At 70.3% G+C, this 20,495-nt stretch carries 21 protein-coding genes; 8 read left to right on the top strand and 13 right to left on the bottom strand.

Annotation, left to right across the window (positions count from 1 at the left end):
• Positions 1-160: 160 nt before the first annotated feature.
• The 3 genes from fomD to KJK29_RS12225 form a co-directional block, all read right to left on the bottom strand.
• The gene (gene fomD / locus KJK29_RS12235) at positions 161-853 is read right to left on the bottom strand and encodes a cytidylyl-2-hydroxypropylphosphonate hydrolase (protein WP_215118828.1); all 693 of its coding nucleotides are present in this window, start codon (positions 851-853) and stop codon (positions 161-163) included.
• A gap of 83 nt (positions 854-936) precedes the next feature.
• The gene (locus KJK29_RS12230) at positions 937-2,340 is read right to left on the bottom strand and encodes a class II fumarate hydratase (RefSeq protein WP_215118827.1); all 1,404 of its coding nucleotides are present in this window, start codon (positions 2,338-2,340) and stop codon (positions 937-939) included.
• Between the two features lie 221 nt (positions 2,341-2,561).
• Positions 2,562-4,232, bottom strand: coding sequence for a fumarate hydratase (locus KJK29_RS12225; protein ID WP_215118826.1), 1,671 nt, complete (start codon positions 4,230-4,232; stop codon positions 2,562-2,564).
• Positions 4,233-4,397: 165 nt separating this feature from the next.
• Between KJK29_RS12225 and KJK29_RS12220 the strand changes: the two genes are divergently transcribed.
• Positions 4,398-5,093 carry a DUF1707 SHOCT-like domain-containing protein gene (locus KJK29_RS12220; RefSeq protein WP_215118825.1) on the top strand — a complete coding sequence of 232 codons (696 nt, stop codon included), beginning with the start codon at positions 4,398-4,400 and terminating at the stop codon, positions 5,091-5,093.
• Between the two features lie 175 nt (positions 5,094-5,268).
• The gene (locus KJK29_RS12215) at positions 5,269-5,646 is read left to right on the top strand and encodes a WhiB family transcriptional regulator (RefSeq protein ID WP_215118824.1); all 378 of its coding nucleotides are present in this window, start codon (positions 5,269-5,271) and stop codon (positions 5,644-5,646) included.
• Positions 5,647-5,732: 86 nt separating this feature from the next.
• Here the strand turns inward: KJK29_RS12215 and glpX are convergent, their stop codons facing one another.
• Positions 5,733-6,767: a class II fructose-bisphosphatase gene (gene glpX / locus KJK29_RS12210; protein ID WP_215118822.1), complete on the bottom strand. Its 1,035-nt coding sequence runs from the start codon at positions 6,765-6,767 to the stop codon at positions 5,733-5,735.
• A 127-nt stretch (positions 6,768-6,894) separates the two neighbouring features.
• Between glpX and KJK29_RS12205 the strand changes: the two genes are divergently transcribed.
• Positions 6,895-7,419, top strand: a complete 525-nt coding sequence (locus KJK29_RS12205) for a DUF4245 domain-containing protein (RefSeq protein WP_215118820.1) — start codon at positions 6,895-6,897, stop codon at positions 7,417-7,419.
• A 106-nt stretch (positions 7,420-7,525) separates the two neighbouring features.
• On the opposite strand, the gene KJK29_RS12200 is transcribed toward KJK29_RS12205, so the two are convergent.
• The 3 genes from KJK29_RS12200 to xseA all read right to left on the bottom strand — a co-directional run bounded on the left by KJK29_RS12200 (position 7,526) and on the right by xseA (position 9,714).
• Entirely contained in the window at positions 7,526-8,116 is a 591-nt protein-coding gene (locus KJK29_RS12200; protein ID WP_215118819.1) for a malonic semialdehyde reductase, read from the bottom strand.
• 134 nt (positions 8,117-8,250) lie between these two features.
• A complete protein-coding gene (locus KJK29_RS12195; RefSeq protein ID WP_215118818.1) occupies positions 8,251-8,496 on the bottom strand; it encodes an exodeoxyribonuclease VII small subunit in 246 nt (81 codons plus the stop codon).
• 9 nt (positions 8,497-8,505) lie between these two features.
• Positions 8,506-9,714 carry an exodeoxyribonuclease VII large subunit gene (gene xseA / locus KJK29_RS12190; protein WP_215118817.1) on the bottom strand — a complete coding sequence of 403 codons (1,209 nt, stop codon included), beginning with the start codon at positions 9,712-9,714 and terminating at the stop codon, positions 8,506-8,508.
• 168 nt (positions 9,715-9,882) lie between these two features.
• Between xseA and KJK29_RS12185 the strand changes: the two genes are divergently transcribed.
• Entirely contained in the window at positions 9,883-10,920 is a 1,038-nt protein-coding gene (locus tag KJK29_RS12185; protein WP_215118812.1) for a 4-hydroxy-3-methylbut-2-enyl diphosphate reductase, read from the top strand.
• 69 nt (positions 10,921-10,989) lie between these two features.
• On the top strand, positions 10,990-11,736 hold the full coding sequence (gene ppgK / locus KJK29_RS12180; protein ID WP_215118810.1) for a polyphosphate--glucose phosphotransferase: 747 nt from the start codon (positions 10,990-10,992) through the stop codon (positions 11,734-11,736).
• A gap of 382 nt (positions 11,737-12,118) precedes the next feature.
• Here the strand turns inward: ppgK and KJK29_RS12175 are convergent, their stop codons facing one another.
• A complete protein-coding gene (locus tag KJK29_RS12175; RefSeq protein ID WP_215118808.1) occupies positions 12,119-12,697 on the bottom strand; it encodes a DUF6542 domain-containing protein in 579 nt (192 codons plus the stop codon).
• A 170-nt stretch (positions 12,698-12,867) separates the two neighbouring features.
• Between KJK29_RS12175 and ychF the strand changes: the two genes are divergently transcribed.
• Both ychF and KJK29_RS12165 read left to right on the top strand, forming a co-directional pair.
• A complete protein-coding gene (gene ychF / locus KJK29_RS12170) occupies positions 12,868-13,956 on the top strand; it encodes a redox-regulated ATPase YchF (protein ID WP_215118806.1) in 1,089 nt (362 codons plus the stop codon).
• Positions 13,957-14,277: 321 nt separating this feature from the next.
• Positions 14,278-15,696, top strand: coding sequence for an ATP-binding protein (locus tag KJK29_RS12165; protein WP_215124241.1), 1,419 nt, complete (start codon positions 14,278-14,280; stop codon positions 15,694-15,696).
• 61 nt (positions 15,697-15,757) lie between these two features.
• Here KJK29_RS12165 and KJK29_RS12160 read toward each other — a convergent pair whose 3' ends face one another.
• From KJK29_RS12160 to KJK29_RS12150, 3 genes are all read right to left on the bottom strand, one after another.
• Positions 15,758-16,378, bottom strand: a complete 621-nt coding sequence (locus KJK29_RS12160; RefSeq protein ID WP_215118803.1) for a DinB family protein — start codon at positions 16,376-16,378, stop codon at positions 15,758-15,760.
• Positions 16,379-16,448: 70 nt separating this feature from the next.
• On the bottom strand, positions 16,449-16,853 hold the full coding sequence (locus tag KJK29_RS12155) for a (R)-mandelonitrile lyase (RefSeq protein ID WP_215118801.1): 405 nt from the start codon (positions 16,851-16,853) through the stop codon (positions 16,449-16,451).
• Positions 16,854-16,961: 108 nt separating this feature from the next.
• The gene (locus tag KJK29_RS12150; protein ID WP_215118799.1) at positions 16,962-17,282 is read right to left on the bottom strand and encodes a carboxymuconolactone decarboxylase family protein; all 321 of its coding nucleotides are present in this window, start codon (positions 17,280-17,282) and stop codon (positions 16,962-16,964) included.
• Positions 17,283-17,434: 152 nt separating this feature from the next.
• Here KJK29_RS12150 and KJK29_RS12145 point away from each other — a divergent pair, with 152 nt between their 5' ends.
• A complete protein-coding gene (locus KJK29_RS12145; protein WP_215118797.1) occupies positions 17,435-18,334 on the top strand; it encodes a helix-turn-helix transcriptional regulator in 900 nt (299 codons plus the stop codon).
• Between the two features lie 135 nt (positions 18,335-18,469).
• On the opposite strand, the gene KJK29_RS12140 is transcribed toward KJK29_RS12145, so the two are convergent.
• Both KJK29_RS12140 and KJK29_RS12135 read right to left on the bottom strand, forming a co-directional pair.
• A complete protein-coding gene (locus tag KJK29_RS12140) occupies positions 18,470-20,059 on the bottom strand; it encodes a S8 family peptidase (protein ID WP_215118796.1) in 1,590 nt (529 codons plus the stop codon).
• 194 nt (positions 20,060-20,253) lie between these two features.
• Positions 20,254-20,478, bottom strand: a complete 225-nt coding sequence (locus KJK29_RS12135) for a DUF2283 domain-containing protein (protein ID WP_215118795.1) — start codon at positions 20,476-20,478, stop codon at positions 20,254-20,256.
• Positions 20,479-20,495: the final 17 nt, after the last annotated feature.

Genomic DNA, 20,495 nt, shown 5'->3' with positions numbered 1-20,495 from the left:
GTGGAGCAGGCCCCGCCGGTGTTGCCCTCGTACCCCTCGCTCACGTCCTGCCGCCCCTCGGTGACGATCGGTCAAGCCCAGCGCGTGCTCCGGTAGTTGCCGCCGCGCGCCCTTGCGGAGGACGATCCTACGTTTCTTGCCCGGGGGCGCATCAAGGGTCTCATGAGGACACATGCGCGGGCGTACGATCCCAGTCCTCCGGCAGTGACGGTACCGCCCAGGACGGATCCGGGCGCCAGTGCTGCCAGCCTTCCGAGAACGGCGGCCCCCACGCGCGGATCACCTCCACCGCGGCCTGCCCCGCCGCTCGTACCTTTTCCGCCTGTTGGTCGTCCATCAACCCGTCCCGCCGGGCCTGGGCGAACTCGTCCTCGTCCCGCCAGTGCCAACTGCGGTCCGGATGGACGGAGATGTCCAGGAAGTGGTCCACGGAATCCACACCGCCCTCCCAACGGGCCAGCGGCTCCTCCAGGTTCACGTACCAGTTCTTGAACTGCCACCCCGGATCCCAGAACAGCCACACCGACCAGGGCTCGCCGGGGTGGGCCAGTTTCAGGACACCCGTACCGAACCACCGGTCGCGCTGCACGGCGCGCGGCTTGGTGTAGCGCGTCTCCAGCGGCTCCAGATGCACGGGGGTGCCGTCGGCGAGCACCGGCTTCACACACTCGGTGCCGGGCGCCAGCCACACGGCGAGCAGCTCGGCGTCGTCCCGTACGACGGTGACGGGACGGGCGATGTGCAGACGCGTGCCGCCGTTCTCCCGGTACCGCCACAGGATCCGGCTCCCGGGCGCCCAGAAGCCTGCCGCACCACCCGTTTCCACGCGTCTCACCGCTCCACCCTCTGCCATGGACAGATATTAGGTGCCATAGGCATACGACGCTGCGGCGCGTGTCACGGTTCACGCGCCGGGCGTAGTCGCTCCACACATCGTCACGGGTGCGTCATCCGCAGGACATCCAGTGCCTCGTCGAGCTGCTCCCGGGTCAGGTCGCCGCGCTCCACGTACCCGCCGTCCAGGACGACCTGACGGATGGTCTTCCGCTCGGCCAGCGCCTTCTTGGCGACCTTCGCGGCCTCCTCGTACCCGATGTACTTGTTGAGCGGGGTGACGACGGAAGGGGAGGACTCGGCGTACTCCCGCGCCCGCTCGCGGTCGGCGGTGACGCCGTCGACGGTCCGGTCGGCGAGCAGCCGCGAGACGTTGGCGAGCAGCCGGATCGACTCCAGCACGTTCTTCGCGATGACCGGCAGCATGACGTTGAGCTCGAAGTTTCCGGCGGCGCCCGCCGTGGCCACGGTCGCGTCGTTCCCGACGACCTGGGCCGCCACCATCAGCACGGCCTCCGGAATGACCGGATTCACCTTGCCCGGCATGATCGAGGAGCCGGGCTGGAGGTCGGGCAGGGCGATCTCGGCGAGGCCGGTGCGCGGGCCCGAGGACATCCACCGCAAGTCGTTGGCGATCTTCGTCAGCCCGACCGCGATGGTCCGCAGCTGCCCGCTGGTCTCGACGATGCCGTCCCGGGCGCCCTGTGCCTCGAAGTGGTCCCGGGCCTCGGTCAGGGGCAGCCCGGTCGTGCGGGCGACCTCCTCGATCACGGCGGCGGAGAAACCGGGCGGGGTGTTGATGCCGGTGCCGACGGCCGTGCCGCCGAGGGGCAGTTCGGCGAGCCGGGGGAGGGAGGCCTCGAGCCGCTCGGCGCCGTACCGCACCTGGGCGGCGTACCCGCCGAACTCCTGGCCCAGCGTCACGGGCGTGGCGTCCATCAGATGGGTCCGGCCCGACTTCACGACGTCGGCGAACTCCTCGGCCTTGCGCCCGAGAGAGGCCGAAAGGTGCGTGAGGGCGGGGACGAGGTCGCGGATGACGGCGGCGGTGGCGGCGATGTGGATCGACGAGGGGAAGACGTCGTTCGACGACTGGGAGGCGTTGACGTGGTCGTTGGGATGCACGCTCCGGCCCAGCCGCTCGGTGGCCAGGGTCGCGATGACCTCGTTGGTGTTCATGTTGGACGAGGTCCCGGACCCGGTCTGGAACACATCGACCGGGAAGTGCTCGTCCCACCTGCCCTCGGCCACCTCGGCGGCAGCCGCCTGGATCGCCTCGGCGATCTCCTTGTCCAGGACCCCCAGCTCGGCGTTGACCTTGGCCGCCGCCCCCTTGATCCGCGCCAGCGCCTCGATGTGCGCCCGCTCGATCCGCTGCCCGGAGACGGGGAAGTTCTCCACGGCCCGCTGCGTCTGGGCCCGCCACTTGGCATGGGCGGGCACCCGCACCTCTCCCATGGAGTCGTGCTCGGTGCGGTACTCGGTCCTGTCCTGCTCGCCGGTCATCGACGATCACCTCCACGTGGCACAGCGTCCGCGACGCGACCACTGTTCCCCGTGGAGGCGAACAGTCACCCCTGTTCTCAGGCGAGTCCGGGGGCCAGTACCGGAATGGCGGTGAACCTCGGCGCCGGGGCCCCGGGCGGGGTCGAAGGGGCGGAGCCCCAGGAGGACGGGACGGGTAGGGGCGGCGGGGGCGAGATCCGTCCCCCGCCGTACCCGAGGTACTACGCCAGCCCGGGGCCCCGCACCGGGATAGACGTGAACGTCGGCGCCGGAGCCGGGTCCTGGAAGAAGTCGTTGCCCTTGTCGTCCACGACGATGAACGCCGGGAAGTCCTCGACCTCGATCTTCCAGACGGCCTCCATGCCGAGCTCCTCGTACTCGACGACCTCGACCTTCTTGATGCAGTCCTGGGCGAGGCGGGCGGCCGGGCCGCCGATGGAGCCGAGGTAGAAGCCGCCGTGGCTGCCGCAGGCGTCGGTGACCTGTTTGCTGCGGTTGCCCTTGGCCAGCATCACCTTGGAGCCGCCGGCCGCCTGGAACTGCTCCACGTAGGAGTCCATCCGGCCGGCCGTGGTCGGGCCGAAGGAGCCGGACGCGTACCCCTCAGGCGTCTTCGCGGGGCCCGCGTAGTACACCGGGTGGTCCTTCAGGTACTGCGGCATCTCCTCGCCCGCGTCCAGCCGCTCCTTGATCTTGGCGTGCGCGATGTCACGCGCCACGACCAGCGGGCCGGTCAGCGACAGCCGCGTCTTCACCGGGTACTTCGTGAGCGCGGCGAGGATCTCGTCCATCGGCTGGTTCAGGTCGATCTTGACGACGTCGCCCTCCGACTCGAGCTGCTCGTCCGTCGTCTCCGGCAGGAACCGCGCCGGGTCCTTCTCCAGCTGCTCCAGGAAGACGCCCTCGGCCGTGATCTTCGCGACGGCCTGGCGGTCGGCGGAGCAGGACACCGCGATGGCGACCGGGCAGGACGCCCCGTGCCGCGGCAGGCGCACCACGCGCACGTCGTGGCAGAAGTACTTGCCGCCGAACTGCGCCCCGATCCCGATCTTCTGCGTCAGCTCGAAGACCTTCTGCTCCAGGTCCTCGTCCCGGAAGCCGTGCCCGAGCTCCGACCCCTCGGCCGGGATCTCGTCCAGGTAGTGCGCGGAGGCGTACTTCGCCGTCTTCAGCGCGTACTCGGCGGACGTACCGCCGACCACGATCGCCAGGTGGTACGGCGGGCAGGCGGCCGTACCGAGCGAGCGGATCTTCTCCTCCAGGAACTTCATCATGGAGGCCTCGTTCAGCACGGCCTTCGTCTCCTGGTACAGGAACGACTTGTTGGCCGAACCGCCGCCCTTGGCCATGAAGAGGAACTTGTAGGCGCCGCCGTCGGTCGCGTACAGCTCGATCTGCGCCGGGAGGTTGGAGCCCGTGTTCTTCTCGTCCCACATGGTCAGCGGGGCCATCTGCGAGTAGCGCAGGTTCAGGTTCTGGTACGCGTCGTAGATGCCGCGCGACAGGGCCGCCTCGTCGCCGCCCTCCGTCAGCACGTTCTGCCCGCGCTTGCCCATGACGATCGCCGTGCCGGTGTCCTGGCACATGGGCAGGACGCCCGCCGCCGCGATGTTCGCGTTCTTCAGCAGGTCCAGCGCCACGAACTTGTCGTTGCCCGACGCCTCGGGGTCGTCGATGATGCGGCGCAGCTGCGTGAGGTGGGCCGGGCGCAGGTAGTGCTGGATGTCGTGGATGGCCTCCTCGGCGAGCTTGCGCAGCGCCTGAGGCTCCACCTTGAGGAAGGTCCGCCCGTCCGGCCCCTCGACCGTGGAGACACCCTCGGAGGTCACCAGCCGGTACGGGGTGGTGTCCTCTCCCTGGGGGAGCAGATCGGTGTACGCGAACTCAGGCATCTCGCCCATTCCTCACTCGACAGACGCGACCCGCCTCCTTTGGCGAGCGCCAACCAGCGTAGAACCTGCCTCTGGCGGCGAGCTTGTGAGGTAAGGCTCAGTTCGTCACACACCGGCCTTCACGCGGGGGTGTCGCGATCTATCGTGTGTGGGTACGCTGCTGTCGTGGACCTTCAGAAGCAGGACCTTCAGACGCAGGGGGCGCCCGTCGGCTCCGAGTTCCGCGCCTCCGACGCGGAGCGTGACCGCATCGCCGACATCCTGCACGACGCCCTCGCCGAGGGCCGTCTCACCGCGGACGAGCACGCCGAGCGGGTCGACGGGGTGCTGCGCGCCAAGACGGTCGGCGAGCTGGAGGTGTTCATACGGGACCTGCCCGCCGCCCACCGTCAGGGCCGGGCGCCGTCCCCCGCCCCGTATCGCCCGACCGCCGGCGCCATCCCGATGGACCCCGACGACAACGTGGTCGCGATCTTCAGCGGAGCCGTCCGCAAGGGCCGCCGGCGAGCGGGCCGCCGTATCCACGCGTACGCGATCTTCGGCAGTGTCGAGATAGACCTCAGCGAGGCCCTCTTCGACCACCAGCAGGTCGTGATCAAGTCCTTCGCGGTCTTCGGCAGCGTCGACATCCGCGTCCCGGAGAACGTGTCGCTGCGCGGCATGGGCGGTGGTGTGCTCGGCAGCTTCGAGGTGGACACCCTCGACTCGGACGAACCCCAGGCCCCCGTCGTCTACGTGGACGGCTGGGCCGTCCTGGGCAGCGTCGAGGCGCGGCCCAAGCGCGGCAGGTTCGTCGCGGACATCCTGGACCGGGTGCAGCGCAAGGTCGAGGGGGGTCTTCGGGGGCGCCTGGATCATTGACGGTCGCGAATCCGCCCCGGGCCCGGAGCAAATCGGGGCACCGGGTGACAGGGCCCCACGGGTGCTGCGAACGGGGCGAATCCAGCGGTTCGGAACTCAGTGCATAGGCGCGGGTACAGCGGGTAGGCCTTGCTGCATCGTCTCTCGCTCGCGAAGCCGTCGTCAGGAGTAGACCGTGCTGCAACCGCCGCATTCGTCCCTGCAGGTAGCTGCCGTTCCGGCCCCGCGGGTGCCAGCGCGAGACAGGGATCAAGACGCCCCGTGGCACACCGAGGCGGTGTGCCGGCGGGACGAAGCGGGCCTGTTCTTCGCTCCCTCCAAGGAGCCCACCGCTGCCCGGCTCTCCCGCGAGGAGGCGGCGAAGCGCGTCTGCGCCCGCTGTCCGGTGATGGTCGAGTGCCGCGAACACGCCCTGCTCCAGCCCGAACCGTACGGCGTCTGGGGCGGCCTCACGGCGGCGGAGCGCCGCGTGGTGCTGGCCCGGCGCCGCCGTCGTGACCTGGAGCTGAAGAAGGCGGCCCACTCCTCGGACCGCATAGCCGCGGCAGGCTGAGCGACAGAGGAAGAGGGCGCCCCCACCGCACCGGGGGCGCCCTCTTTTTCAGCGGTCCTTCGACCGTCGGCCCTTGGGGCGCAGGGCTACTTGCCCTTGTCGAAGTCGATCGCGCTGTACGCCCGCAGCTTGCTCAGGCGGTGCTCGGAATCGATTCTGCGGACCGTGCCCGACCGCGAGCGCATCACGATCGAGTCGGTCGTGGCGGTCTCCGCCCGGTAGCGAACCCCCCGCAGCAGCTCCCCGTCGGTGATGCCGGTCGCGACGAAGAACACGTTCTCGCCGGTGACCAGGTCCTCCGTGGTCAGCACCCGGTCCAGATCGTGCCCGGCGTCGATCGCCCGCTGCCGCTCCTCGTCGTCCTTGGGCCACAGCTTGCCCTGGATCGTGCCGCCCAGGCACTTCACGGCACAGGCCGAGATGATGCCCTCCGGCGTCCCGCCGATGCCGAGCAGCAGGTCGACGCCGGTGCCCTCGCGCAGCGCCAGGATCGAGCCGGCGACGTCACCGTCGGAGATCAGCCTGATCCGCGCACCGGCCTCCCGGATCTCCTTGATGATGCCCTCGTGCCGCGGCCGGTCCAGGATCACCACCGTCACGTCCTCGGGCGCGGACCGCTTGGCCTTGGCGACCCGGCGGATGTTCACCGACACCGGGGCGTTGATGTCGACGAAGTCGGCCGCCTCGGGGCCGGTGACGAGCTTGTCCATGTAGAAGACCGCCGACGGGTCGAACATGGAGCCGCGCTCGGCCGCGGCCAGCACCGCGATCGCGTTGGTCATGCCCTTCGCGGTCAGCGTGGTGCCGTCGATCGGGTCCACGGCGATGTCGCACTCGGGCCCGGTCCCGTCCCCGACGCGCTCCCCGTTGAACAGCATGGGGGCTTCGTCCTTCTCGCCCTCGCCGATGACGACGACGCCGTTCATCGAGACGGTGGAGACGAGGGTCCGCATGGCGCGCACCGCGGCGCCGTCGGCGCCGTTCTTGTCCCCGCGTCCCACCCAACGGCCCGCGGCCATCGCCGCCGCCTCGGTCACCCGGACCAGTTCCAGGGCGAGGTTGCGGTCGGGGGCCTCGGAGGGCACATCGAGTTCGGACGGCAAGTGATGATGCTCGGTCATCGGAGCGCACCTTTCTGTACGACGACGGCCGGATGAGGGCTTTGTCGCCCGACTCTATCTCCGAGTGCGCAAAATGAGCAGGGGCCCCCACGGATGAGCGCTCGGGAGACCTGCGACGATAGGGGGCGTGGCAGGCACGAACGGTAAGCAGAAAACGGCGCGGGACATGATCCTCTCCATGGGCGTCATCGTCCTCGTGGCGGGCTTCGTGTACCTCTTCATCCCGCACGACGACTCCCCGCCCGAGACCAAGGTGGTCGACTACCGGGTCGAACTGCTCACCGCACGCCGCGCCGCCCCCTACCCCGTGGCCGCGCCCGAGGGCCTGACGGACGCGTGGAAGGCCACCTCCGTCCGCTACAAGGGCGACGACTTCGACACCTGGCATCTCGGCTTCCACGACCCCGAGGGGGAGTACGTGGCGGTCGAGCAGTCCACTCAGCGGCGCCCCGTCTTCCTCGACGAGGCGACCCAGGGCGCCGAGGAGACCGGGAAGACCGAGAAGATCGCGGGCCGGACCTGGACCCGCTGGGAGGGCGGCCGGTACGACGCGCTGGTCCTCGAAGGCGCCAAGGGCTCGACGACGGTCGTGACGGGCACCGCGTCGTTCGCGCAGCTGTCGAAGATGGCGGAGTCGCTGAAGACGAAGTGAGCCGCGGCCGCGCATCCGCGCACGCATGACGAAGGCCCCCGGCGTGCTGCCGGGGGCCTTGTCCGTGTCCGGGGTCCGGGGTCCGGGATCCGTGTCCGGGAGGGGCTCAGACCGTGGTGACGACCTGGTCGAACTCCAGGCGCGGGGAGCGCGGGTGCCAGGCGTCCGGGCCCGGGCGGCCGATGTTGACGACCATCAGCGGGGTGTGGTCGTCGTCCAGGAACTCCTTGCGCACGCCCTCGAAGTCGAAGCCGGTCATCGGGCCGGCGGCGAGACCGGCGGCGCGGACGCCGACGATGAAGTAGGCGGCCTGGAGCGCGGCGTTCAGGCCTGCGGCGTTCTCACGGACCGGGCGCTCGGTGAAGAAGACGTCCTTGATCTGCGGCGCGGCCGGGAACAGGTGCGGCAGCTCCTCGTGGAACTCGTTGTCCGCGGAGAGGATCGCGACCAGCGGGGCGCTCGCCGTCTTGGCGCGGTTGCCCTCGGCCAGGTGCGGCACCAGGCGCTCGCGGGCCTCGGGGGAGCGGACCAGGGTGATGCGCAGCGGGGTCTGGTTGAAGGCCGTCGGACCGTACTTGACCAGGTCGTAGATCGCCTGCACCTGCTCGTCGGTCACCGGCTCGTCGGTGAAGGCGTTGGCGGTGCGGGCCTCACGGAACAGCAGGTCCTGGGCGGCGGGGTCAAGAACGAGGGACATGAGTGCACTTTCTCGCGACGGTCGGTCCGAAAGATCGGCTGACGTCTTCGACCGTACGCGAGTGAAGTTCAACGTTCAACTAACCTCAGGGTGTCGTGTGTCACCCCGCGCGGACCGGCCCGGCCCCGCTCGGTCTACTCGCTCTCCTCGTCCTCCGCGGACTCCTCGGCCAGCGCCGCGTCCAGCCGCGCCCGCGCCCCGTCCAGCCAGCGGCGGCAGACCTTGGCCAGCTCCTCGCCGCGCTCCCAGAGCGCGAGGGACTCCTCCAGCGTCGTACCGCCCGCCTCCAGGCGCCGGACGACCTCGATCAGCTCGTCCCGTGCCTGCTCGTACCCGAGCGCCTCGGTCGCGCCCGGCGCCTCATCAACCTCGCTGGTCATCCACCCACCCTATGTGTCCACTCGTACGGAGAACTCACCCTCGGAGACCCGCGCGCGCAGCGCCTCTCCGGCCTCCACCTCGCCGGGATCGCGCACAGCGTGACCGTCCGCCTTCTGCAGCACGGCGTACCCGCGCTTCAGGGTCGCGGCGGGGGAGAGGGCCACCACGCGCGCGTGCGTGTGCGTCAGCTCCGAGTCGGCCCGGTCCAGCTGGTGCCGCAGACAGCGCCGCCCCCGGTCGAGCAGGTCCGCCACATGGTCGGCGCGCTCGTCGATCATCCGGTGCGGATCCTCTATCGACGGCCGCGCGAGGGCGTGGGCCAGCCCGCGCTCCTCCCGCTCGACCAGCGCCGCCACGCACCGCCGCGCCCGGTCCCGCAGCAGCCGCACGCGCTCGTACTCCTCGCCGACGTCCGGTACGACCTTCTTGGCGGCGTCGGTCGGGGTGGAGGCGCGCAGGTCGGCGACATGGTCGAGGAGCGGGTTGTCGGGCTCGTGCCCGATCGCGGACACCACCGGCGTACGGCACTGGGAGACCGTCCGGATCAGCTGCTCGTCGGAGAACGGCAGCAGGTCCTCCACGCTGCCGCCGCCGCGCGCGACGATGATCACGTCGACGTCCTCGATCGCGTCGAGCTCCTTCACGGCCTGCACGACCTGCGGTACGGCGTGCACGCCCTGCACGGCGACGTTGCGCACCTCGAAGCGGACGGCGGGCCAGCGGTGCCGGGCGTTCTCCAGGACGTCGCGCTCGGCGGCCGAGGCCCGTCCGCAGACCAGCCCCACGAGCTGCGGCAGGAACGGCAGCGGCTTCTTCCGCTCCGGCGCGAACAGCCCCTCCCGCGCGAGGGCCTTCTTCAGCCGCTCCAGACGCGCGAGCAGCTCACCGACCCCGACGGGCCTTATCTCGGCGGCCCGCAACGACAACTGCCCCCGCGGCGCGTACCACTCCGGCTTCGCCAGGACGACGACCCGGGCGCCCTCGCTCACCACGTCCGCGACGGCGTCGAACACCTGCCGGTAGCAGGTCACCCCCACGGAGATGTCGTGCGCCGGATCCCGCAGCGTCAGGAACACCACACCGGCGCCCGGCCGCCGCGACAACTGGGTGATCTGCCCCTCGACCCACACCGCCCCGAGCCGGTCGATCCATCCCCCGATGAGCCGCGACACCTCACCGACGGGCAGCGGGGATTCCGCGGACGTGTTCACAGCCATGCCCGCGAGAGTAGTGGGAGCCGCTGACAACGCGGCTCAGCCGCCCGGAGGCTCCTGCCACCGGCACCACGACGGGCCGCCCCCTTGCAGCCTCCCCGGGAACCTCACAGCGACTTCCCGGGGACCTCACACCGGCGCGATCTTCGCCCTGCCGAACGCGGCCTTACGATGGGACGCATGTCTGCTTCGCCTGGCCGCCGTGTCCTGCTCGCCGCCCCCCGTGGCTACTGCGCGGGTGTGGACCGCGCCGTCATCGCCGTCGAGAAAGCGCTGGAGCAGTACGGGGCTCCGGTCTACGTCCGGCATGAGATCGTCCACAACAAGTACGTCGTGCAGACCCTGGAGAAGAAGGGCGCGATCTTCGTCGAGCAGACGGAGGAAGTGCCCCCGGGGAACATCGTCATGTTCTCCGCCCACGGCGTTGCCCCTGTCGTCCACGAGGAGGCCGAGCGCGGCCGCCTCGCCACCATCGACGCCACCTGCCCCCTGGTCACCAAGGTCCACAAGGAAGCCGTCCGGTTCGCCAAGGACGACTACGACATCCTCCTGATCGGCCACGAGGGCCACGAAGAGGTCATCGGCACCTCCGGCGAGGCCCCCGAGCACATCCAGCTGGTCGACGGCCCGGGCGATGTCGCGAAGGTCGAGGTCCGCGACCCCTCCAAGGTCGTCTGGCTCTCCCAGACCACACTGTCCGTCGACGAGACCATGGAGACCGTCGACGCGCTGCAGGAGAAGTTCCCGCAGCTCATCTCCCCGCCCAGCGACGACATCTGCTACGCCACGCAGAACCGTCAGCTGGCCGTGAAGCAGATGGGAGCCGAGTCGGAGCTGGTGATCGTCGTCGGCTCCCGCAACTCCTCCAACTCCGTGCGGCTCGTGGAGGTCGCCAAGAACGCGGGTGCGCGCGAGGCGTACCTCGTGGACTTCGCCGACGAGATCGACGAGACCTGGCTGGAGGGCGTCTCCACGGTCGGTGTCACCTCGGGCGCCTCCGTCCCGGAGGTCCTGGTCGAGCAGGTCCTGGAGTGGCTCTCGCAGCGCGGCTTCGAGGACGTCGAGCTCGTCAAGGCGGCCGAGGAGTCCATCACGTTCTCCCTGCCGAAGGAGCTGCGCCGCGACCTGCGCGAGGAGGCGGCGACGCTGGCCGCGGAGCGTGGTGGGGCGGGGACCGGCACCGAGGCCCGTGAAAATTCCGGGGAGTGATCGCGAACGGGCTGGGCAGCGACCGCTGTCCGGCCTGTGACTGTCAGTCGTTCGTCGTAACGTAGGGCCATGCAGATCTTCGGTGTGGACATCGGCGGTTCCGGGATCAAGGGCGCCCCGGTGGACCTGGACAAGGGTGACCTGGCGCAGGAGCGCCACAAGGTCCTCACCCCGCACCCGGCCACGCCCGACGGGGTGGCCGACGGCGTCAAGCAGGTCGTCGACCACTTCGGCTGGACGGGCCCGATCGGGGTCACCTTCCCGGGCGTGGTCACCGACGGCGCCGTGATCCGTACGGCGGCCAACGTCGACGACGGCTGGATCGACACCGACGCCCGCGCGCTCCTCGGCGAGCGGCTGGGCGGCTCGCAGGTGACGGTGGTGAACGACGCGGACGCGGCGGGCATCGCCGAGATGCACTTCGGCGCCGGCCGCGGCCGCCACGGCACGGTGATCGTGCTCACGCTCGGCACGGGCATCGGCAGCGCGGTCTTCGTCGACGGTGTCCTCGTCCCCAACACCGAGCTCGGCCATCTGGAGCTCGACGGGCACGACGCGGAGAAGCGGGCCTCCAGCAAGGCCCGCGAGGACCACGACATGACCTGGGAGCACTGGGCGTCGCACCGCGTGCGCAAGTACCTCGCCCACGTCGAGATGCTGTTCTCTCCGGAGCTGTTCATCATCGGCGGCGGCGTCAGCCGCAAGTCCCACAAGTTCCTGCCCCACATCGAGGGCATCAAGGCGGAGATCGTCCCGGCGCAGCTGCAGAACAACGCGGGGATCGTGGGGGCGGCGATGAGGGCGGCCGGGCACTAGGGCATTGCCTTCGGCGGGTGTCGGAGGGGTGGGCGTTTTCCGGCGGCCGTCCTGCGGGCGGTTCTCCCGGCGCCGGGGGCACATGGACGGTTGTCCGACGGGGCGGGTAGGACGCTGGGGGACGCCGCACCGCTAGGCGTTGCTCCGGCAGGTGCCCACCGTCTGGCGTGGCCGTCCTGGCAGGTGTCTACCTGCGGGGGCAGCCCGGGCAGTCGCCACCCCCGGCAGGTGTCCCACCGGCAGCCGCCGCCCGGGCTGGTGTCCGGCAGGGGGGCGCCCCGGCAGTCGCCATCCCGGGCAGGTGCCCACCGTCTGGCTTCGCTGCCCTGGCTGGTGTCCCACCGGCGGGTGCCACACCGCCAGGCGGCCCCCGCAGCAGGCGTCAAACCGGCGGACGGGCCCCGGCTGCTGCTGCTGCTGCTGTCGCCGCCGCCCGGCGCCTGTGTACCAGCCGGATTCGCCGGACGAGGACGATGAGGGCGGCGACGAGCGTCCCCCCGTACAGCCACCCGGCCTGCGTGGCGAGTGCCGTCACCAGCCCCATGAGCCTGCCGCCGGTTCCTCCCTCGCCGTCGGCCATCGGCAGCAGCCCCACGGCGAACGCGATCGGCACGACGACGGGCGCGATCATCAGATCCCCCCGGCGCACCCAGACGGCGGTCAGCACACACACCGGCAGGAACAGCACGCCGTACGCCGTCAGCGAGGCCCCGAAGAGCACCGCGCACAATCCGCCGAGCAGGAACATCACCAGTCCGCAGAACAGTCCGCTGCCCAGCCCGGTCAGCCGGGGATTCGGCAGGCGTCCCACCGTGGGTGCCGCCGACGCGGGCGCGGTCCGCCGTACCGCGACCCCGCTCTCCGCTCCTCCCACTCCTCGTTTCGCCTGGGGCGGCAGTGACGATCTCGGCCGGTCGCGTCGCGGTCCGTACCGGGCAGGTCGCGTCCTGTATTGCTCCACGGCACCAACGTAGGTCGTTTAATGTGCCGAATCGCCCACCAGACACGCCGTGGACCCCGGCTTGGCCAAGCGTTCGACAGCCCGCCGGGCCGCTTGCGGGTACGCCGTAGACTGGTGGATCGGCCGGTCCCCTGGCCCCCTGGCCCTCTCCACTCACGGGAAGTCGCAACGTGTCGCTCACGATCGGAATCGTCGGTCTGCCGAATGTCGGCAAGTCGACCCTGTTCAACGCCCTGACCAAGAACGACGTGCTGGCGGCCAACTACCCGTTCGCCACCATCGAGCCGAATGTGGGCGTCGTCGGCGTCCCCGACCCCCGGCTCGGCAAGCTGGCCGAGATCTTCAAGTCGGAGAAGGTCCTCCCGGCCACGGTCGACTTCGTCGACATCGCGGGCATCGTCCGCGGCGCCTCAGAAGGTGAGGGCCTGGGCAACAAGTTCCTGGCGAACATCCGTGAGTCGGACGCGATCTGCCAGGTCATCCGTGCCTTCGCGGACGAGAATGTCGTGCACGTGGACGGCAAGGTCTCGCCCAAGGACGACATCGAGACGATCAACACCGAGCTGATCCTGGCGGACCTCCAGACGATCGAGAAGGTCCTCCCGCGCCTCCAGAAGGAGTCGCGCATCAAGAAGGACATCGCCCCGAAGGTCAAGGCCGTCGAGGAGGCCAAGGAGATCCTGGAGAAGGGCGACACCCTCTTCGCCCACGGGATCGTCCAGGGCAGCGAGCGCAACGAGCTGCTGCACGACCTGCACCTGCTCACCACCAAGCCGTTCCTCTACGTCTTCAACGTCGACGAGGACGAGCTGGTCGACGAGGACTTCAAGAACGAGCAGCGGGCCCTGGTCGCCCCCGCCGAGGCGATCTTCCTCAACGCCAAGCTGGAGGCGGACCTCGCCGAACTCGACGAGGACGAGGCCCTCGAACTCCTCCAGTCCGTCGGCCAGGAAGAGCCCGGCCTCGCCACCCTCGCCCACGTCGGCTTCAACACCCTCGGCCTCCAGACCTACCTCACGGCCGGCCCCAAGGAATCCCGCGCCTGGACCATCAAGAAGGGCGCCACGGCCCCTGAGGCGGCCGGCGTCATCCACACCGACTTCCAGAAGGGCTTCATCAAGGCGGAGGTCATCTCCTTCGACGACCTGATGGAGACAGGCTCGGTGGCGGAAGCCCGCGCGAAGGGCAAGGCCCGCATGGAGGGCAAGGAGTATGTGATGCAGGACGGGGATGTCGTGGAGTTCCGCTTCAACGTGTAGCGGCTGACATGCCACCACGTCGCTGACCTGGTGAGACGTGCATTCACAAGGGGTCTGGCCTTCGAGGTCGGACCCCTTGTCATTTTCCGTACGGCCAGGGCGCCGGTCGAACGTCCTCCTCCCGCGCGGACAGCAGGGAGCCCGACTGTGACCATGCGCATGAAGCCCCACAGCCACACGGTTGCCGAGCGCAGCCGGTGCGAGGCCGCAGAGTCACTGGGCGACACGAAGACCGATGACGAACCGAGCGGCTGGCGAGGGAGTCTACTAATGTCTATGTTAGTAACGTCGCCGTTAGTATCATGCGTGGAGGTCGGCCGCGTGGTGGACTTTGTGGGTCGTCGGCAGGAGCTGGCCGCACTGGAGCGAGAGCTGCAGAAGGTGGCGGCAGGGATGGGCGGGGAGCGGCCCGGTCGGTGCGTGATGCTGCGTGGGCGGCGCCGGGTGGGCAAGTCGCGGCTGGTCGAGCGGTTCGCGGAGCGTTCCGGGGCTCCGTTCTTGTTCTACGCGGCGACAGGTGCGACCCCGAGGGATGATCTGGCACGGCTCGTCCGGGACGCCGAGGTGTCGACGCTGCCGATGGCACGGCTCGTGACCGCCGCACGGCCGGAGAGCTGGGACGCCGCGTTCGACGTGCTGGCCGCGGCGCTGCCCGCCGACCGGGCGAGTGTGCTGGTCATCGACGAAGTGCCGTACCTGATGGACGCCGACGGCGCCTTCGAGGGGATGTTGCAACGGGCCTGGGACCGGGTGCTGGAGAGCAAGCCCGTGCTGCTGGTCCTCATCGGCTCCGATCTGTCGATGATGGAGGCACTGAACAGCTACGGACGCCCCTTTCACCAGCGCGGCCGGGAAATGGTGCTGGGACCGCTGAACCCTGCCGAGGTGGGGCGGATGCTCGGGCTGGATCCGGCGGCGGCCTTCGACGCCGCACTGGTCACCGGCGGGCTGCCGCTGATCTGCGCGGAGTGGCCGAGAGGAGCAGGCCTGTGGGACTTCCTCGGTGAGGCGTTGACCGACCCCGTCTCGGCCCTGCTGGTGTCGGCCGAGCGCTCGCTGGCTGCCGAATTCCCTCCACAGGCTCAGGCGCGTACGGTGCTGGCGGCCATCGGCAGTGGTGAGCGGACCTTCACCAACATCGCCCGTGCAGCCGGCGGAATCGGGGCCACGCCCCTGCAGCGGGCGCTGGAGCTGCTTACGGACAAGCGGATCGTGGCCGCGGAGCTGCCCGTATCGCTGCGTCCGTCGAAGGACCGCCGCTACCGGGTGGCAGATCCCTACCTGCGGTTCTGGCTGCACCTGCTCGGCCCGGCCATCGAGGAGATCGAGCGGGGGCGGGGCGACCTGACCCTGGCGCGCATCCGGGAGAACTGGACCAGTTGGCGCGGCCGAGCCGTCGAGCCCCTTGTCCGCGAGGCCCTGGCGCGGATTCTGCCCGATGACAGGCTGCCCGCGGCCCCCGCAGTGGGCGGCTACTGGACCCGTACCAACGACGTCGAGATCGATATCGTCGGGGCGGACCGCGCTCCCATCGCCAAGGAACTGCTCTTCGTCGGCTCCATCAAGTGGCTGGAGCATTCGCCCTTCGACCGGCACGACCTGGCCGCTCTCCATCGACACCGGGCCGCCCTCACCGGCGAACCTGTTCCCGTCGTGGCGGTCTCGCGCAGCGGAGTCGACTGCTCGGGGCTCGATGCCGCCTACGGTCCTGACGACTTGCTGACCGCCTGGCCGCTGTGAGTGGCAGGTGGCGGGAGAATCGTACGGCTCGTGAGCAGCCGTCCCGCCATGGCAGGACGAGTCAGCGATGTCGGGCGCGGTAGAGGTCGCGCAGCAGGGCGATTTCGGCGCCGTGGTGGAGCAGTTCCTGGTTGACCCACCAGATGATGTCGAGGAACGGCTCTTCCGGGTCGCTGCCGTGGGGGTAGGTGCAGTACCCGGTGGTGTCGAGGGCCGTGTCGTCCGCGTTCAGCAGGGCCTTTCGCCAGGCCTCGGCGCCGGCGGCGAAGGCGGTGAGCGCCGCTGCGGTGTCTCCGGCGACGGGGTGGTCGTCGCGGGTCAGGGTGTGGGTGCCGGCGGTGTGGTCGGCGCGCAGGGTCAGCATCTCGCTGAGGTGGCTCAGGCGCCAGGCGATGGTGGTGAAGGGCGGGGGCCAGGGGTGCGGATAGGAGGCGGCGTCGCGGCCCCAGTCGCCGGTACCGGCCAGGAGAGTCGCGCGCGGCCCGGGCCCGTCCACACGCCGCCGCACCGACCAGCAGTCGGGCACCGGTTCCCAGAGGTATTCCTCGTCGGTCATGGCGTCGACCTTGGTGTCCGTCCCGTCGCCGCTGTCCATGACGGGCCCTGCCATGCGCCCGACGAGACGCTCGCGTGCGAAGTCGAACTGGTCCAGCAACGGAGCCAGGCGGGGCGGTGTCGTCATCGCGTGCTCCTGTGCGTGAACCGGTCCGGGCGATCCGCCAGCCTGGCACAGCGGGTACTGCGGCCGCGCCTCATTTTCCCAGGGCCGTCGCGTACTCCTCGTCCGTCACCCGCTCCAGCCAGGTCGTGCCGTCGCCGGTCGGGTCGCCGGTGACGATGGCGATGTGGGCCAGCAGGTTGATGTCGGTGGCGCCGTGCCAGTGTTCCTCGTTCGGGGGGCACTTGACGGTCTCGCCGGCGCGGACACGGATGACGTCGCCGTCCCGGGTGCCGACGAGGCCGATGCCGTCGGTGATGTGCAGGACCTGGCCGAGGGCGTGGGAGTGCCAGTGGGTGCGGGCGCCGGGGGTGAAGCGGACCAGGGCGGCGGCCAGGTGGGCCGGTTCCGTCGGGGTCTCGATCATGTTGAGGTAGACATCGCCGGTGAAGCGCTCGGCCGGGGCCTTGAGGGTGGGGGTGTCGGTGATGTGTTCCATGGGGTCTCTCCTGTCGTCAGTGACTCGTCAGTGACTCGTCAGTGACTCGTCAGCGTCTCGTCAGGCGGCTCGTCAAGCGTCTCGTCAGACGTCTTGGCAGGTGACTCGTCAGGCGTCTCGCGCGTCGGTGATCTGCTTGAGCCTGGTGATCGCCGTCATCGCGTTGGGCCAGCCCGCGTAGAAGGCCAGGTGCGTGATCGCCTCGGACAGCTCCTCGGTGCTCAGGCCGTTGTCCAGGGCCACACCGAGGTGGTAGCCGAGCTGCTCGCCGCGGTACAGGGCGGCCAGCACGCTCACGGTCACCAGGCTGCGGTCGCGCGGGGACAGTCCGGGGCGTTCCCAGACGTCGGCGAACAGGACCTCGTCGGTGACCTCGACGAGCTTCGGCGCGATGTCGGCCAGCTCCCGGGGTGCGGACTGCTTCGGCATGTGAACGACTCCTCGATCAAGACGGACTGTGCGGGCTCCGGCCCGCTGCCGATATCGAGGAGAACGCAGTCCGGAGCGGTGGAGAAGGGACCGCTGTTACAGGTACTGACAGGGCCCCCCACCCGTGGGGCGTCCGGCCTAGCCTGGAACGTGTGAGTACCGAGAGCGACGCCCGCGAGTTCCTGGCATCCCGCCGGGCCAGGATCACGCCGCAGCAGGCGGGGCTGCCCGCCTACGGTGGGAATCGGCGCGTGCCGGGCCTGCGCCGGGAAGAGGTCGCGCTGCTCGCCGGGGTCAGCATCGACTACTACGTCCGCCTCGAACGCGGTCACCTCGGCGGTGCCTCCGAGGAGGTCCTGGACGCCGTGGCGAACGCTCTCCAGCTCGACGACGCCGAGCGCGCGCATCTGTTCGACCTGGCCCGTGCCGCCGCCAAGCGCCCTGCCCGCCGTGCCAGACGTGCCCGCGGCCCCCTGCCGGACAGCGTCCTACGCGTCCTGCGCTCGATGACCGACTCCCCGGCCTTCATCCGCAACGGCCGTCTGGACATCCTCGCGACCAACCACCTCGGCCGCGCCCTGTACTCCCCGCTGTTCCCCGACCGCACCACCCGGACGGCCAACATCGCGCGGTTCCAGTTCCTCGACGCCCGTGGCCGTGACTTCCTTCCCGACTGGGAGGAGTCCTTGAACACCACCGTCTCCCTGCTGCGGACCGAGGCCGGACGCGCCCCTCACGACACCGGGCTGACCGGTCTGATCGGCGAGCTCGTCACCCGCAGCGAGGAGTTCCGCACCGCCTGGGCCAGGCACAACGTGCGTCTGCACCACACCGGCCGCAAGTCCTTCCGCCACCCCGAGGTCGGTGTCCTCACCCTCGACTTCGATGCCATGGAACTGCCCGCCCAGCCCGGCCTGACCCTCACCGCCTACAGCGCCGCACCCGGTTCCGCCGACCACGAGGCACTCCAGTTGCTCGCCGCGTGGGCCGCCACCGAGGAGGCGCTGTTCGCCGGTGATCCGGCTGTCGGCTCCGACCGGCGGCAAGGCTGAGTACGACGGACTCTCGCACGGTCGGCGCGGCGTACGGCCGATCCGGGACGCCGTAGAGCAGCCCGCGCACACGCTGCTCGCCGAGTTCGGCGTCCCGGACCGGTCAATGAGCCGACGGACCTTCACACACGGGGCTCAGAACTGCAGCGCCCAGGCATCGATCCGCCCGGTGTCCAGACGGGCGTTGTCGCTCACCCGGAGGGTCCACGTGCCGTTGGCGGTCTCGGCCGAGGCGTTCACGGAGTACGTGGTGTCGATGTTGTCGGCACTGCCGCCGGTGCCGTACGACTTCAGGGTGTACGCCGTGCCGTCGGGGGCGATCAGCTGGACCTGGAGATCGCCGATGTAGGTGTGGACGATGTGGACCTCGACGGCCAGGGCCGAGGGCGCGTTGCCGGAGACGCCGGAGACGGTCACCGGGGACTCGGCGGTGGAGTTGTCGGCGATGGCCTGGTCGGCGGTGTTCTCGAAGCGCGGGCCGGGCGGGGTGGTCGTACCGCCGCCCACGTAGAGGAGCCGGTTGGGGGAGCCGCTGCCGGGGCTGGTGACGACGCCGGTGGTGGCGGCGGCCGTCAGCGCGGCGGAGACCTGCGCGGGAGTGGCCGTGGGGTTGGCGGCCAGGTGGAGGGCGGCGGCCCCGGCGACGTGCGGGCTCGCCATCGACGTACCGGAGATGGTGTTGGTCGCCGAGTCGCCGGAGTTCCAGGCCGAGGTGATGGACGAGCCGGGCGCGAACAGGTCCAGCACCGCACCGTAGTTGGAGTAGCTCGCCTTCGCGTCGCTCGACGTCGTGGCGCCGACCGTGACGGCCTCGGTGACACGCGCCGGGGACCGGGTGGAGGCGTTGGTGGACTCGTTCCCGGCCGCGACCACGAAGGTGACGCCGGAGGTGATGGCGTTGCGTACGGCGGTGTCGATGGCCGTGTCGGCCGGACCGCCCAGGGACATGTTCGCGACGGCCGGCTTGACCGCGTTCCGCGCCACCCAGTCGATGCCCGCGACGACCTGGGCGGTGGTGCCCTGGCCGGAGTTGTTCAGCACGCGGACCCCGACGACCTTGGCCTGCTTGGCGACGCCGTAGGCGCTCCCGGCGACGGTGCCGGCGACGTGCGTACCGTGACCGTGGCCGTCCTGGGCGGTGTTGTCGTTGTCGACGGCGTCGTAGCCGTAGGAGGCGCGTCCGCCGAAGTCGCCGTGGGTGATGCGGACACCGGTGTCGATGACGTACGCCGTGACGCCCTGCCCGGCCGAATCCGGGTAGGTGTAGGAGCTGTTCAGCGGCAGGTTCTTCTGGTCGATGCGGTCCAGGCCCCAGGAGGGCGGGCTGGGCTGCGTCCCGGTGACGCTGTAGATCCTGTCCTGGACGACGGAGGCGATGGCCGGATCGGCGGCGAGACGTTTCGCCTCGGACGCGGACGCCTCGACGGCGTAGCCGTTCAGGGCCTTGGTGTACGTCCGCTCGATCTCGGCGCCGTGCTTGTGGGCGAGGGCGCGGCCCTCGGCGGAACCGGCCTTCTCGGTCTTCAGGGTGACGATGTAGCTGCCGGCGACGGCGTTCGCGGCGCCCTCGTACTGGACGCGTCCCCCGTCGGCGACCGGGGCCGCGCCGGCGGGGAGGGCGGAGACGAGGCTCGCGACGAGCGCCGCGGTGGCCGTCGCGCCGAGCGCGGCCAGTCTTCGCCGGGTGGATCCGTGCGGGGTGCGGGGAGTACGCATCACTGCCATCTGAGGGATCCTCCTCATCGGTGGTGCGCTGTGGGGTGTGGTGCACGCCCGTCGGAGCCACCCGGAAGCCTGGAGTCATGGTCATGTCAGACAAAGGGTGACTCCTGTGCGTCAGCCGAAAGATTGAGGCCTCCACAGGAATTGCACAAGGGCCCTGCACGCACAGGGCCCTTGTCCCGCACTCGGTCGGCTCGTCAGCGGGTCGAGGTGGACTGCTCCAGCGCCTCCGCCGGCAGGGCGGCCTCGGCGCCGATGACCTCGATGCCGAGCAGCCGGCCCGACGCGTCCACGTCGAGGAACACCTCGGCGTCCGCCCCGATCCCGGTGACGGGGATCTGCCGGACGGCGGCGCCGTCCGCGATGTGCGCGACGAGCGACACATAGGCGGTGTCGTTCTCGCGGTCGTACTCGATGTGCATGGTTCGCCTCTCGGGAA

It is taken from the genome of Streptomyces koelreuteriae (genome assembly GCF_018604545.1).
GTDB classification, from domain to species: domain Bacteria; phylum Actinomycetota; class Actinomycetes; order Streptomycetales; family Streptomycetaceae; genus Streptomyces; species Streptomyces koelreuteriae.
This window is presented reverse-complemented; position numbering and strand designations above follow the sequence as displayed.